A 12658-nucleotide genomic window follows, 5' to 3' on the forward strand; every position below is an offset into this window, starting at 1 on the left:
CCGCTTTTCTCACGCCCGTTTCCGGGGAATCAGCAGCAGCTGATCCCGGGGAATGGCGTCCCCATCCTCCAGCTCATTGGCCGCCAGAATGGCGGGAATGGTGGTGTTGTACTGTTTGGCCAGATCCCAGGCGCTCTCCTGTTTTCCCATGCACCGCAGCACCAGAGACGGCGCTCCGGTAAGATCCTTGGGATGCTCCAGATCCAGCCGGGCGGCGCTGATGCACATGTGCTTGTCGCAGGCCACCGCCTCCGCCTGGAAGTCCACCGGGAAGCGGACCTCGATGCCCCGGTCTCCCAGGCTCCCCTGTACCTCCTCGGTACAGGCGGCCCGGGCGGTGATCCGGCAGGTCTCCGGCAGCTCCATCTGGCAGGAAACCTCCACGCTGCGCTCCGCCACCAGGGGAACGCCTCCCTCGTCAAGATACAGCGCCCGGACGGAGGCGCTGGTGCGCAGCACCGCCGTCTCCCCCTCCCGGCTGACGGATACCGTGCCGCAGGTGACGGACAGGGACAAAATGGACTCCGCCACCACGCCGATCTCCAGCACCTCCCGCACCGTCTGGCGGCGGTTGAAGCTCTGGCAGAAGCTCACCAGGGACAGCGGTGAGGCGTCGTAGGTAAGCGCATAGGCGGTGGAGTACAGGTCGCTGAGCAGCGTCAGCTCCCGCTGCTCCCGCAGCAGCGCCGTGGCGTGGATGTACAGCGTCACAGCCATCTGGCGCCCCTCGGGATCCCCGCCGTCGATCTGCAGGTCTGTGCCGGAGAGCTGCACCAGCATGGACGCGGCAGCCCCTTCGGCAGCGCCCTCCACCTCCATGATCTGGGAGAATGGCAGCTCCCCGGTAAAGGAGGCGCACTGCCCGTCCTCCTGGCGGTAGAGAAGGCTCATGGTGAACACACCCTTAAAGATGAGCTTGCTGCCCACGATCTTGGTCTCCGTCACCGTGGGCGTCACCCTGCTGCACAGGATCTCCGCGGCCCCCTCCCGCCCGGGGGAGAGATTGAGCTCCTGGGAGAAGGTGAAGTCCTTTTCCGCCACATGGGTCAAGACCATCGCACTCTGATGCTCCTGGCGCTTCTCCACCCGCTGACTCTCCTCCGCCTGGACATCCTCCGTCACGGCGACGCTGATGCGGCGGTAGCCAGTCACCCGGGTCACCAGCTTGCAGTGGGTGAAGACCTTCCGGGGATTGAGCAGACGGGTCTCCAGCAGCTCCGCCCCGGTCTCCGCCGTCAGGGCGGCGCACTCCGGCAGGGCGTGGGCGTCCCCCTGGGCGGTAAAGGGGATGGCGAACTCCAGTGTCCGGATGCCGCCCTCCCCGTCGGGAGTATAGAGGACGCTGACCCGCACGGTGCCGGAGATCTCCGCCCGGCCGTCCCGGATCTCCCGGCCGTGGAGGAACACCGCGCCCTGGGTCTCGATGATCCGGGCGATGTCCGGGCAGTAGTCCGGCACGATGGTCTCCGCCGTCTCCTCCTGGGTCAAAATCAGCTCACCGCCGCTGTCATATCCCTCAAAGCAATTTTTTTGCAGTTCCAGTTCCATGGTCACTTGCCCATCCTTTCCCGGCTGTTCAACCTGTGATGTTCCACTTTATGAACCGCCGGGAGCGCTTATGCCTGAATGTGGAAGAGTCTGCGCAGAATGCCGCTGAGGGCCTTGGGGGATTTCCAAACCACGATCTTCATAAAAACGCTCCTTTCTCTACCGCCGGCAGCAGGCGCAGCCGCAGGCGATCAGCAGCACCGCCACCAAAAACATCAGCGCACCCACCGGAAATACGGCGGCGATCAGAATACCGGCGCCCAAAGCCACCGCGCAGATGCCCAGGATCCAGTGTCCGCACCCGCGAAACATACGCCCCACACCCCTTTCTCACTCCAGTATATACACCCCGGCCCGTCCGGGTACAAAAAAAGCCGCCGGACGCGGATACGTCCGGCGGTCTTTTTCAATGTTTCTTCTCCTGCCAGTCCTGAAGGGGCTTGAGTTCCTCGTAAAGGCGCAGGTAGCTCTGATGGCGGCTGGGCTGGATGTCCCCTCGCTCCACCGCCGCCAGCACGGCGCAGCCCCGCTCCTTGGTGTGGCTGCATCCCACGAACCGGCACTGGTCCAGATAGGGGGCAAACTCCCGGAACGTCTCCGGCAGGCGGTGTTTGAGTTCCAGGTTCAGCTCGTCGGTCTCAAAGGAGGAGAACCCCGGTGAATCCACCACATCCGCCCCGCACGCCAGGTGGTAGAGCTCCACATGCCGGGTGGTGTGGCGTCCCCGGCCCAGGGCCTGGCTGACGTCCCCTACCTGGATCTGGAACTCCGGATCCAGGGCGTTGAGAATGCTGGATTTTCCTACGCCGGAGTTTCCTGTAAAGGCAGACAGCTTACCAGTTATCTGCCCTTTCAGTTCCTCCAGCCCCTCCCCGGTTTCCGCGCTGACCCGGATAGTGGGGAACCCGGCGGCGGTGTAGATCCGGAAGAGCTCCTCCGCCGGATCCAGGTCGCACTTGTTGAGGACCACCACTACCTCACAGTCTTTCAGGGCAGCGATGGCCGCCACCCGGTCAATGAGGAAGGGATCCGTCTTGGGGATGGCGCCGGAGGCGATCACCACCAGCTGGTCGATATTGGCCACGGCGGGGCGGGTAAAGGCATTGCACCGGGGCAAAATGGCGTCCACCACCCCGGTACCGCTGCCCAGATCCTGGATCTCCACCCAGTCCCCCACCAGAGGGCTCATGCCCTCCCGGCGGAATTTTCCCCGGGCCCGGCAGGTGTATTCCGTGCCCTCTGCATCCACGTAGTAAAATCCGCTCAGGGCCTTGCGGATGCGTCCTTTAATTGCCATCAAAGGTCACCGTCTCACTCCACCAACGCTGATTGTCCACATAGGCTTCTACCTTGGAAGAGCCGCTGCCTTCAATCTCACGGGTAAAGCTGCCCACCGTGCAGTCCACCTCTCCCTCATAAATCAGCCGACCGTCCTGATAGAGCTCCAGATATGCCTGCTCACGATCCGTGGGCAGCGGGACCGTCACGGTGGTACTGCCGGTTCCAGCCTCTCCGCCGTTCTCCGGCCCCTTGCTGACCACGAAGGTGATCTTGTCGCCGGGCTGGACTTCCGCGCCCGCGTCGGGCGTCTGGCGGATGATCTCTCCCACCGGTTTGTCGCTGTACTCGTCCGTCACGGTGACATCATCCGGGTTGAGACCAAGTCCCTCCAGTTGGCCCAGGGCGGTTTCCAGCTGCACGCCTACAAAGTTGATGAGGGGAATGGGCTGCTTGCCCTTGCTGAGCACCAGGGTGATGGTGTCGCCCTTGTGGAGCGTCTCTCCCTCCACAGGGTCGGAGGAGATGACACAGCCGGCCTCCACATCATCGTTGTAGACCATCAGTTCCTCAGGCGCCTCAATGGTGAGGTCGTACTTGTCCGCCAGATTCTTCAGCAGCGTCTCCGCGCCACGCTGGCTCTGTCCCACCACATTGATCATCTCACCGGTATCCTCTCCGTCGCTGACCCAGACCTTGATGACCAGGTTGTCGCCCTGGCGCTCCTCCCCTTCCTCAGGGTCCTGGCGGCAGATCTCGCCTTTCTCGTACTTATCGCTGAACTCGGTACCCTGGACAGCGATTTTGAAGATATCCTTGATCTCCGGCAGCTCCTTGGCTTCTTCCTCCGTGCAGCCCAGCAGATCCGGCACCACATAGGAGGTGGGGGCCGTGCCGAAGGAGCCGAAAATCGTCCGGAAAAGCACCACGATCACAGCCACCGCCAGCACCACGGCCACGCCGATGAGGACCGTATTGCGCTTATTGGAGCCACGGCGGGGCCGGTCATAGTCATCGTCGTAATCGTCATAGCGGCGGCGCTCCCGCTCGCTTTCCCGGGCAGGACGGTGCCCGCCCTGCCCGTTGCTGCCGGAGAGAATGCTGGCGGTGCGCAGAGGCCGGGTGGGCTCATCGGACTCCTCCGGGCGCAGATCCTCCAGCTCGAAGTCCAGGCTGACGCCGGGGTTCTTGCGGAAGGCCTCCAGGTCGGCGATCATGGCGTCGGCGGAAGGGTACCGCCGGTCCAGATCCGGCGCCATGGCCTTCATGCAGATGAGCTCCAGCTGCTCCGGGATGTCGGGATTGATCTCCCGGGGTGCCAGAGGGATGGAGCTCAGGTGCTGGATGGCCACGGACACGGCGCTGTCCCCCTCGAAGGGCAGCCGCCCGGTGAGCATCTCATAGAGCACCACGCCGGCGGAGTAGATGTCGCTGCGGGCATCGGTGCGGTCGCCCCGGGCCTGTTCCGGGGAGATATAGTGGACGGAGCCCAAAGCCTCCTGGGTCAGGGTCTGGGCGGAGTTTTCCAGGCAGGCGATGCCGAAGTCGGCCACCTTCACGCTGCCGTCCCGCAGCACCATGACGTTCTGGGGCTTGATGTCCCGGTGGACGATGCCCCGGCTGTGGGCGTGGCTGAGGCCCCGCATGATCTGGGTGATGAAGTGCAGGGATTCCCGCCAGTTCAGCTGGCCCCGCTTCTCCATATACTGCTTGAGGGTGATACCGTCGATGAGCTCCATGACGATATACTCCGTGTCACCGCCCCGGGACACGTCATAGACGGAGACGATGTTGGGGTGGGACAGCTGGGCTACGGCTGCGGCCTCCGCGTTGAAGCGGCGGCGGAAGTCCTCATCCTGAGCCAGGTCGCTCTTGAGGATCTTCACCGCCACCAGGCGGTTGAGCCGGTGGCACTTGGCCTTATAGACCACCGCCATGCCGCCTGTGCCGATGCGCTCCAGGATCTCATAGCGGTTGTCCAGCATTTTTCCAATGTACTGATCCATGGTTTCTTCCCCCTCCCTTACAGCTTGCGGGCCAGGACAGCGGTAATGTTGTCCGGCGCGCCGTGGTGCTTGGCGATGGCCAGCAGACGGTCCAGGCAGGTACCGGGGTCGTCCCCGTGGACGATCTCAAAGAGCATCTCCTGATCGGAAACCGTCTCGATGAGGCCGTCGGTGCAAAGGAGCAGGTAATCCCCCACCTCCATGGGGCAGATAAAGCCGTCGCAGGCGGCGGAGATATCGGGCCCCAGGGCCCGGGTGATGAGGTTGCGGTTGGGATGGTGGCGGGCCTCCTCCGCGGTGATGTCCCCACGGTCCACCATGCTCTCCACCAGGGAGTGGTCCTTGGTGACCCGGGTGATGCCCTCGGGGGTGATGTGGTAGGCCCGGCTGTCTCCCACGTTGGAGATCACCGCGCCGCCCTCCCAGGACACCGCGGACACCAGGGTGGTACCCATACTGCGGCAGTCCACGGAGCGCATGGCAGCCTCCCGGACAGCCCGGTTGGCGGAGGCCACGGCATAGGCTGAGAGCTCCTTGAGCTCCTCCGGCGTCAGGCCGGGGCGCAGGGTGCGGCGCATCTCCTCCATAAAGGTGGTGACGGCGATGTGGCTGGCCAGCTGGCCGCCGGCGGCGCCGCCCATCCCGTCGCACACCACGCAGACGGTGTGGCCGGAGGGGGCGTGGAACTCGGTGCCGTAGGCGTCCTGATTGTCCTTGCGCACCAGGCCCACGTCCGTCATGGCCCAGATTTTCATCATTGGGAATCCTCCCCTTTCTTTGCTTCTTCCATGGCCTTGCGGCGCAGCTGCCCGCAGGAGGCGTCGATATCGCCGCCCAGGCTTCTGCGGACGGTGGCGGTGACCCCCTGGGCCTCCAGCCGCTTCTGGAAGGCCGCCACGCGGCGGGAGGGCTTGAAGGGGCTCTCCACCACGTCGTTAAGGGGGATCAGGTTCACATGGCCCGGCATCCCCCGGAGCTTTTTGACAATGAGGTCTGCCTGCCAGTCATGGTCATTGACGCCGTCGATCATGGCGTACTCAAAGGAGATGCGCCGCCCGGTCTTGCGGAAATAGTCGTGGCAGGCGGCGAAGAGCTCCTCCACATCGTAGGCCCGGTTCACCGGCATGATTTTGGAGCGGGTCTCGCTGTCCGGCGCGTGGAGGGACACCGAGAGGGTCAGCTGCAGCCCCAGCTCCGCCAAACGCCGGATGCCGGGGATCACGCCGCAGGTGGAAAGGGAGATATGGCGCATGCCGATGTTCATGCCGTCCGGGTGGTTCACCAGCTCCAAAAACCGCAGGACATTGTCCAAATTGTCCATGGGCTCTCCAATGCCCATCAGCACGATGTTGGAGATCTCCAGTCCGGAATCCAGCTGGGTGAAGAGCACCTGGTCCAGCATCTCCGCGGCCGTCAGGTCCCGGACCTTGCCGGCGATGGTGGAAGCGCAGAAGGCGCAGCCCATGCGGCACCCTACCTGGGAGGAGATACACACGGTGTTGCCGTGATGGTACTGCATCAAAACCGTCTCGATACAGTTGCCGTCGGAGAGCTCCCAGAGGTACTTGGTGGTGCCGTCCAGCCGGGAGACCTGCTTGCGCTCCCGCCGGGGCACGGTCAAAATACACTGTTCCCGGAGGGTCTGCCGCAGGGCGGCGGGGAGATTGGTCATCTCATCGAAGGAGGTGACGCCCCGGTGGAGCCAGGAGAACACCTGCTTGCCCCGGAAGCCGGGCTGCCCCAGCTCCTTGAGGTATGCGGTAATCTCCCCCTCCGTCATGGATTTCAAATCGGTCATAACGGTCCTCATGTTTCGCGCCGCGTCATGCGGCAGATGTAAAAGCCGTCGGTACCGTGGCGCTGGGGCCACAATGTCACCTGGCCGTCCTCCCGGGAGCCGTATCCCGGAAGGTCAAAGGGTGTCCGGATAAAGTCCGGATGCTCCGCCAAAAACGAATCCGTCACCTGCTCATTCTCCTCCGGGAGGATGGTGCAGGTAGAGTACACCAGGGTGCCGCCGGGACGCACATAGCGGGCGGCATTGGTCAAAATGGCACTCTGGATCACCGGCAGGGCAAAAAGCTCGTCGGCGCTTTTATAGCGGGTATCCGGCTTCTTGCGGATGATGCCCAGGCCCGAGCAGGGCACATCAGCCATCACCACGTCGAACCGCTCCAGCCAGTCGGGATTCTCCCGGCGGCCGTCGGCGGCAGCGGTGGCGATGATGGAGATGCCCAGCCGCTCCGCCCCCTCCCGGATCCGGGAGAGCTTGTTTTCGTGGAGATCGCAGGAGAGGATACTCCCCCGGTTCCCCATGGCCATGGCGGCGCCGAAGGATTTGCCGCCGGGGGCGGCGCACATGTCCAGCACGCGGTTTCCCGGCTTCACCCCGGCGATCTGTGCTACCAGGGCGGCGGCGCCGTCCTGCACCAGGAATTTTCCCTCCCGGAAAGCAGGCAGGGCCAGGAGATCGCCCGTGTGATCCAGCTCCAGGCAGCCCGGCACCCAATCATGGGGCCGGACACCCACGCCGGAAGCTTCCAGCTCCGCCGACAGCGCCTCCGCTGTGGTCTTCAGGGGATTCACCTGCACCGTCAGGGGCGCCACGCCGTTATCCAAGCGCAGCAGCGCCTCCGTCTCCGCTTCTCCCAACAGGGCCACCAGGCGCTTCACCAGCCACCGGGGGTGGCTGTAGCGCACGGAGAGGGCCCGGACGGCATCCTTGTCCGGCAGGGCCGGCAGGGCTTCCTTGTGGATGGAAAGCTGGCGCAGCACGGCGTTTACCAACCCCGCCGCCGCACCCCGGCCGGTCTCCTTGGCCAGATTCACCGACTCGTTGACGGCCGCACTGTCCGGCACCTTGTCCAAGAACAAAATCTGATAGGCCCCCAGCTGCAAGATCTCCCGCAGGGGCGGCTGGAGATGCTCCAGGGCCTGGCGGCAGTAGGCGGAGAGATAGTATTCCAGCAGCAGCCGGTTTTGCAGCACCCCGTAGACCATCCGGGTGCACAGGGCCGCGTCGGACTCGGAGAGGCGGTCCCGGGAGAGCTGTGCCTTCAAGGACGCGTCCGCCCAGGCGCCGTTTTTCCGGCAGGCGGTGAGCACCCGCAGCGCGGCGGACCGGGCGGTGGCCCGGTTTCGCACCGGGGCGCTCATTCGCGCCCTCCGCCCCGGCGGCTGCCGCCGCCCCGGGCCAGGAAGATCAGCACGAACCGCAGCAGCTGCAGCACGGACATCAAAAGGGCCGCCACATAGGTCAGTGCCGCCGCCCGCAGCACTTTCCGGGCCCCGTAGGCCTCGTCCGTATCCAGCAGGCCCTGCTCTTCAATGGCAGCCATGGCCCGGCCGGAGGCGTTGAACTCCACCGGGAGGGTCACCAGCTGGAAGAAGGTGGTCAGGGAAAACAGGATGATGCCCACCAGGAACAGGGACTGGCTGTAGAGCAGCAGGCCGATGATCAAAAGGAAAAAGGACAGCCGGGATCCGATCTGGGTGACCGGCACGATGGCTGTGCGCAGCCGCACGGGCCCGTACCCCACCGCATACTGCACGGCGTGTCCCGCCTCATGGGCGGCCACGCCCACCGCCGCGATGGTGGGGGCGCCGTAGACAGACTCAGAGAGGTAGATGGTGTTGTCCCGGGGATCGTAGTGGTCGGTGAGGGTCCCCCGGGTGGTCCGGATGGGCACGTCGTAGACGCCGTTGGCCCGCAGCACCGCCTCCGCCGCCTGGGCGCCGGTGATGCGGCGGCGGTTGTTGACGGCGTTGTAGCGCCGGAAGTTCCCGCTCACCTGCATCTGCGCCCAAAGGGAGAGCAACAGCACCGGGATCAGCAGCAGCACGTACAGGTTGTTGGCCAGAAATTCTCCGTAATTGTAATAACCGTAAGAATAATAGGGCATAGAAAACCTCGCAAGAAAAGATTTGCCAAAGGGCTCCCGCCGTCTTACACGTCCATGGGGTGTCCCAGCAGATAGGCCGCGGCGGCCATGCGCTTGCCGCCCTCCGCCTGGATCTCCGTAAGATACAGGCTCTCCCCGCTGCCGCAGGAGACCCGGATGCCCCGCTTGTCGGCGGAGAGGATGGTGCCCGGCGCGGCGGAAGCGGCCTCCCCCGGCGCGGTGCGGTAGACCTTGAAGCGGGTGCCCGCCAGCTCCGCCGTGGCGCAGGGCCAGGGGATCAGGCCCCGAACCTGGCAGTCAATGGCCCGGGCGCTGCGGCTCCAGTCGATGGGAGACATCTCCCGGGAGAGCATGGAGGCGTAAGTCCCGCCGTTCTCCGGCTGAGGGGTCCGGGTGGCGGTGCCGTTTCCGATGGCCGCTACCGCCTCGCTGAGGGCCTCCGCCCCCAGCTCCGCAAGACGGACCGTCAGAGCCTGGGCATCCTCGTCGGAGCCGATGGGGGTGGACTTCTGGAGAATCACGTCTCCGGCGTCCAGCTCCTTGGCCATATACATGATGGAAACGCCGGTCTCCGCCTCTCCCTCCAGGATGGCCCAGTTGATGGGAGCCGCTCCCCGGTACTTGGGCAGCAGGGACGAGTGGACATTGATGGAACCGTACTTGGGATAGTCCAGCAACTCCTCCGGCAAAATCTTGCCGTAGGCCGCCACCACGATGAGCTCCGGCTTCAACTCCTCCACAATGGACATAGCCTCCCCGTCCCGGGCCTTGAGAGGCTGGTAAACGGGGATATTTTGTGTTAAGGCATATTCCTTCACAGGGGAGAACATCAGCTTGTGTCCCCGGTTTTTCGGCTTATCCGGCTGGGTGAAGACCCCGCACAGCTCGTGTCCGTCCTCCACCAAACGGCGCAGAGAGGCCACGGCGAAATCCGGCGTGCCCATAAACAGGATCCGCATGGATTACTCCCCTTCCTCTTCGTGCTCCAGATACTCCCGCAGCTCCTCGTCGCTGAGGAAGTGATCCACGTGCTCCACGAACAGGTGGCCGTCCAGATGCTCGATCTCATGGCAGAAGGCACGGGCGGTCAGGGCCTCGCCCTCCACCTCGAACCAGTTGCCGTCCCGGTCCTGGGCCCGGACCCGCACCACATTGGGGCGGGTGACGATGCCCCACTTGCCGGGGACGCTGAGGCAGCCCTCCAGTCCCGTCTGCTCCCCGCTCTGGGCCACGATCTGGGGGTTGATGAGCTCGATGAACTCACCGCTGCCCTCGTCCAGCACCACGCACGCCCGGCGCAGCACCCCCACCTGGGGGGCAGCCAGACCGGCACCATTGGCATCTTCCAGTGTCTCCGTCATGTCGTCCAGCAATTCATGCAGGTGGGCGTTGAACTCCGTCACAGGACGGCAGACCTTGGTCAAGCACTCGTCCCCCTGCTCTACGATCTTTCTCAGTGCCATAATATACCTCCCCGGACCGCATCACTCCATAGGATTGCAGTCCACAAATAGATTCACACCACGAAACTGCCGCTGCCCGGCAAACCAGCGCAGTACGCTGTCCACCCGCTCCCGGGTGGCGCGGTCGTTGCGCCGCACCAGCTGGCAGCGGTAGCGGTAGCGGTTGTTAACTTTCAAAACCGGCGCCGGAGCCGGGCCCAGCACCTCTGTCTCCGGATCGTCGCCCCACAGCTGCCGCAATGCCTCCCGCACGGAGGCGGCGGCCCGCAGCACACTCCCCTCCTCTGTTCCCGAGAGGGTGAAGAGGAACCAGTCCGCGAAGGGCGGACAGCGGCGCAGCTGCCGCAAGCGGATCTCGCTCTCATAAAAGCGCCCGTAATCCTGCCGGGCGGCGCACTGGATCACGTCGTTTTCCGGCGTGTAGGTCTGGATCACAGCCCGGCCCTGCTTGTCTCCCCGGCCCGCCCGGCCCACCACCTGGGTCAGCAGGCTGAAGGTCCGCTCCGCCGCCCGGAAGCTCTCCACATACAGCGACAGGTCCGCCGACAAAACACCCACCAGCGTCACATTCTCAAAATCCAGCCCCTTGGCCACCATCTGGGTGCCTAAGAGGATAGGGATGCGCTCCTTCTGGAACCGGCGCAGGATGGGCCCATGGCCGGAGGCGGTGGTGTCCGCGTCCATACGGAGGATCTCTGTGTCCGGGAACAGCTCCCGCAGCTCCTCCTCCACCTTCTGGGTGCCGGCGCCCACATGCTTCATGAGGCCCCCGCATACCGGGCACCGGTCCGGCGCCCGCTCCGAGTGGCCGCAGTGGTGGCACATGAGCCGCCCGTTGGCGGAGTGATAGGTCAGCGCCACGGAACAGCGGGGGCACTCCGGCACATAGCCGCACTCCCCGCAAAGGAGCATCCGGCTGTTGCCCCGGCGGTTGAGGAACAAAATGCTCTGCTCCCCCCGCTCCAGGTTGGCCTCCAGCTCCCGGAGAAGCTCCCCGCCGATGAGGCCGGAATTGCCGTTGCGGATCTCCCGGCGCATGTCGGAAACAATGACCTGAGGCAGCGCGTGGCGGTTGTAGCGGCTTTTCAGCTCTGCCAGATGGTAGATCCCCTGCTCCGCCGCCCAGGCGGTCTCCACCGAGGGGGTTGCGGAACCCAGAACCAAGACTGCGTTGCTGCGGCCGCAGCGGTATTTGGCCACGTCCCGGGTGTGGTACCGGGGCGGGTTTTCCGATTGATAGCTGCCCTCCTGCTCCTCATCCAGGACGATGAGGCCCAGGTTCTCCAGGGGGGCAAAAACAGCGGAGCGGGTACCCAGTACCACCCGGGCCTCTCCCCGCCGGATGCGCTTCCACTGGTCGTAGCGCTCCGTCATCCGCAGTCCGCTGTGAAGCATGGCCACCTCCTGCCCGAAGTAGGAGGAGAATTTGCGCATCATCTGCGGCGTGAGCACGATCTCCGGCACCAGCACCATGGCGGTCTTCCCCTGAGAGAGGACCTCCTGCACCAGGCGCAGATACACCTGGGTCTTGCCGCTGCCGGTGACGCCCTGGAGCAGCACGGCCTCCGGCCGTCCCGTCCCGGTGAGGGAGAGGATCTGCCGGAAGGCGGCCTCCTGCTCTTCACTCAGCCGGATGGGCGCTCCCGGCTCCACCGGCTCCTCCGGCTGGGAGATCCGCAGCTCCTCCTCCTGGGAGAAGGCGATGAGCCCTGCCTTCTCCATGCTCCGCAGGGACTGCATGGAGGCTCCGGTAAAATAGCACACATCCGCCGCGCTGGTGCGGCCTGCGGACGCCAAGAGATGCACCACCTCCCGGCGGACCGGCGAAGCGCGGCGTCCGCTCTCCACCATGGCCAGCGCCTCCTGAGCGTCCGTGGCCAGCTCCACCATCCGGCGGGTCTTGTCGGACACCTGCCGGCGGGCGCTGGCGGCACAGGTGACGGCCCCCGCCTTCCGCAGCGCGTGCAGCACGGAGGCGGTATCCTCCCCGCACTGCTCCCGCAGCGTCTCCAGCGGTGCGCTGCCGCCGCCGGCGGCAAGGGCCTCCAGCACCGCCTCCCCGCCGGGCACCGGGGGCTCCGGTGCTGTGCCGGTCAGGGTCCAGACCTCCTGGAGATGGTACCAGAGCCCCGCAGGCAGGATGGTCTTCACCGCCTCAAAGAGGGTGCAGAAGTACCGGCTGCGCATCCACAATGCCATCTGGATCCCCTCCCGGTTCAGCACCGGCTCCGCATCCAGCAAATCGCCCAGGGGCTTGAGAGCGGGAGTCTTCTCCCCCGTCCCCACTGCCAGGATGATCCCCTCCGACGTGCGGTTTCCCTTTCCAAAGGGCACGGTGACCCGGACGCCGGGTACCACCCGCTCCGCCAGAGGGGCGGGGATCAGGTAGTCATAGGGCTTGTCAATGGAATAGGGCGCGGCGCTGACCGCTACCTTTGCAATGCCGGCGGTCTCCATGCCT

Annotated in this window: 11 protein-coding genes; all 11 read right to left on the reverse strand. The window is 65.0% G+C overall.

From position 1 onward, the window contains the following. Window positions 1-9: 9 nt before the first annotated feature. The 11 genes from ACT67G_RS01650 to priA all read right to left on the reverse strand — a co-directional run bounded on the left by ACT67G_RS01650 (window position 10) and on the right by priA (window position 12654). Window positions 10-1548 carry a DUF3794 and LysM peptidoglycan-binding domain-containing protein gene (locus tag ACT67G_RS01650; protein ID WP_443662768.1) on the reverse strand — a complete coding sequence of 513 codons (1539 nt, stop codon included), beginning with the start codon at window positions 1546-1548 and terminating at the stop codon, window positions 10-12. Between the two features lie 159 nt (window positions 1549-1707). Next, complete coding sequence (locus ACT67G_RS01655) at window positions 1708-1860, reverse strand: hypothetical protein (protein ID WP_325244864.1); 153 nt, start codon at window positions 1858-1860, stop codon at window positions 1708-1710. A gap of 94 nt (window positions 1861-1954) precedes the next feature. Then, window positions 1955-2845 carry a ribosome small subunit-dependent GTPase A gene (gene rsgA / locus ACT67G_RS01660; protein WP_443662769.1) on the reverse strand — a complete coding sequence of 297 codons (891 nt, stop codon included), beginning with the start codon at window positions 2843-2845 and terminating at the stop codon, window positions 1955-1957. Next, complete coding sequence (gene pknB / locus ACT67G_RS01665) at window positions 2835-4832, reverse strand: Stk1 family PASTA domain-containing Ser/Thr kinase (protein WP_443662770.1); 1998 nt, start codon at window positions 4830-4832, stop codon at window positions 2835-2837. Before pknB ends, rsgA begins: the two co-directional genes overlap by 11 nt. Window positions 4833-4849: 17 nt before the next feature. Then, the gene (locus ACT67G_RS01670) at window positions 4850-5590 is read right to left on the reverse strand and encodes a Stp1/IreP family PP2C-type Ser/Thr phosphatase (RefSeq protein ID WP_443662771.1); all 741 of its coding nucleotides are present in this window, start codon (window positions 5588-5590) and stop codon (window positions 4850-4852) included. Continuing rightward, a complete protein-coding gene (rlmN, locus tag ACT67G_RS01675) occupies window positions 5587-6630 on the reverse strand; it encodes a 23S rRNA (adenine(2503)-C(2))-methyltransferase RlmN (RefSeq protein ID WP_443662772.1) in 1044 nt (347 codons plus the stop codon). Before rlmN ends, ACT67G_RS01670 begins: the two co-directional genes overlap by 4 nt. Before the next feature lie 8 nt (window positions 6631-6638). After that, window positions 6639-7988 carry a 16S rRNA (cytosine(967)-C(5))-methyltransferase RsmB gene (rsmB, locus tag ACT67G_RS01680; RefSeq protein WP_443662773.1) on the reverse strand — a complete coding sequence of 450 codons (1350 nt, stop codon included), beginning with the start codon at window positions 7986-7988 and terminating at the stop codon, window positions 6639-6641. Continuing rightward, a complete protein-coding gene (locus ACT67G_RS01685; RefSeq protein ID WP_325244638.1) occupies window positions 7985-8734 on the reverse strand; it encodes a zinc metallopeptidase in 750 nt (249 codons plus the stop codon). The genes rsmB and ACT67G_RS01685 overlap by 4 nt, the downstream gene beginning before the upstream one ends. A gap of 44 nt (window positions 8735-8778) precedes the next feature. Next, the gene (gene fmt, locus ACT67G_RS01690) at window positions 8779-9693 is read right to left on the reverse strand and encodes a methionyl-tRNA formyltransferase (protein WP_326216046.1); all 915 of its coding nucleotides are present in this window, start codon (window positions 9691-9693) and stop codon (window positions 8779-8781) included. Between the two features lie 3 nt (window positions 9694-9696). Next, window positions 9697-10197: a peptide deformylase gene (gene def, locus ACT67G_RS01695; protein WP_325244634.1), complete on the reverse strand. Its 501-nt coding sequence runs from the start codon at window positions 10195-10197 to the stop codon at window positions 9697-9699. 21 nt (window positions 10198-10218) lie between these two features. Beyond that, complete coding sequence (gene priA, locus ACT67G_RS01700) at window positions 10219-12654, reverse strand: replication restart helicase PriA (protein ID WP_443662774.1); 2436 nt, start codon at window positions 12652-12654, stop codon at window positions 10219-10221. Between the last annotated feature and the right edge of the window lie 4 nt (window positions 12655-12658).

This window comes from Dysosmobacter sp. (assembly GCF_052306735.1).
Taxonomy (GTDB): domain Bacteria; phylum Bacillota; class Clostridia; order Oscillospirales; family Oscillospiraceae; genus Oscillibacter.

Excerpts from the sequence above, each read along its gene's own strand:
- rlmN (WP_443662772.1), bottom strand. The coding sequence starts at position 6,630 with ATGACCGATTTGAAATCCATGACGGAGGGGGAGATTACCGCATACCTC.
- ACT67G_RS01670 (WP_443662771.1), bottom strand. The coding sequence starts at position 5,590 with ATGATGAAAATCTGGGCCATGACGGACGTGGGCCTGGTGCGCAAGGAC.
- priA (WP_443662774.1), bottom strand. The coding sequence starts at position 12,654 with ATGGAGACCGCCGGCATTGCAAAGGTAGCGGTCAGCGCCGCGCCCTAT.
- rsgA (WP_443662769.1), bottom strand. The coding sequence starts at position 2,845 with ATGGCAATTAAAGGACGCATCCGCAAGGCCCTGAGCGGATTTTACTAC.
- fmt (WP_326216046.1), bottom strand. The coding sequence starts at position 9,693 with ATGCGGATCCTGTTTATGGGCACGCCGGATTTCGCCGTGGCCTCTCTG.
- ACT67G_RS01650 (WP_443662768.1), bottom strand. The coding sequence starts at position 1,548 with ATGGAACTGGAACTGCAAAAAAATTGCTTTGAGGGATATGACAGCGGC.
- ACT67G_RS01655 (WP_325244864.1), bottom strand. The coding sequence starts at position 1,860 with ATGTTTCGCGGGTGCGGACACTGGATCCTGGGCATCTGCGCGGTGGCT.
- ACT67G_RS01685 (WP_325244638.1), bottom strand. The coding sequence starts at position 8,734 with ATGCCCTATTATTCTTACGGTTATTACAATTACGGAGAATTTCTGGCC.
- def (WP_325244634.1), bottom strand. The coding sequence starts at position 10,197 with ATGGCACTGAGAAAGATCGTAGAGCAGGGGGACGAGTGCTTGACCAAG.
- pknB (WP_443662770.1), bottom strand. The coding sequence starts at position 4,832 with ATGGATCAGTACATTGGAAAAATGCTGGACAACCGCTATGAGATCCTG.
- rsmB (WP_443662773.1), bottom strand. The coding sequence starts at position 7,988 with ATGAGCGCCCCGGTGCGAAACCGGGCCACCGCCCGGTCCGCCGCGCTG.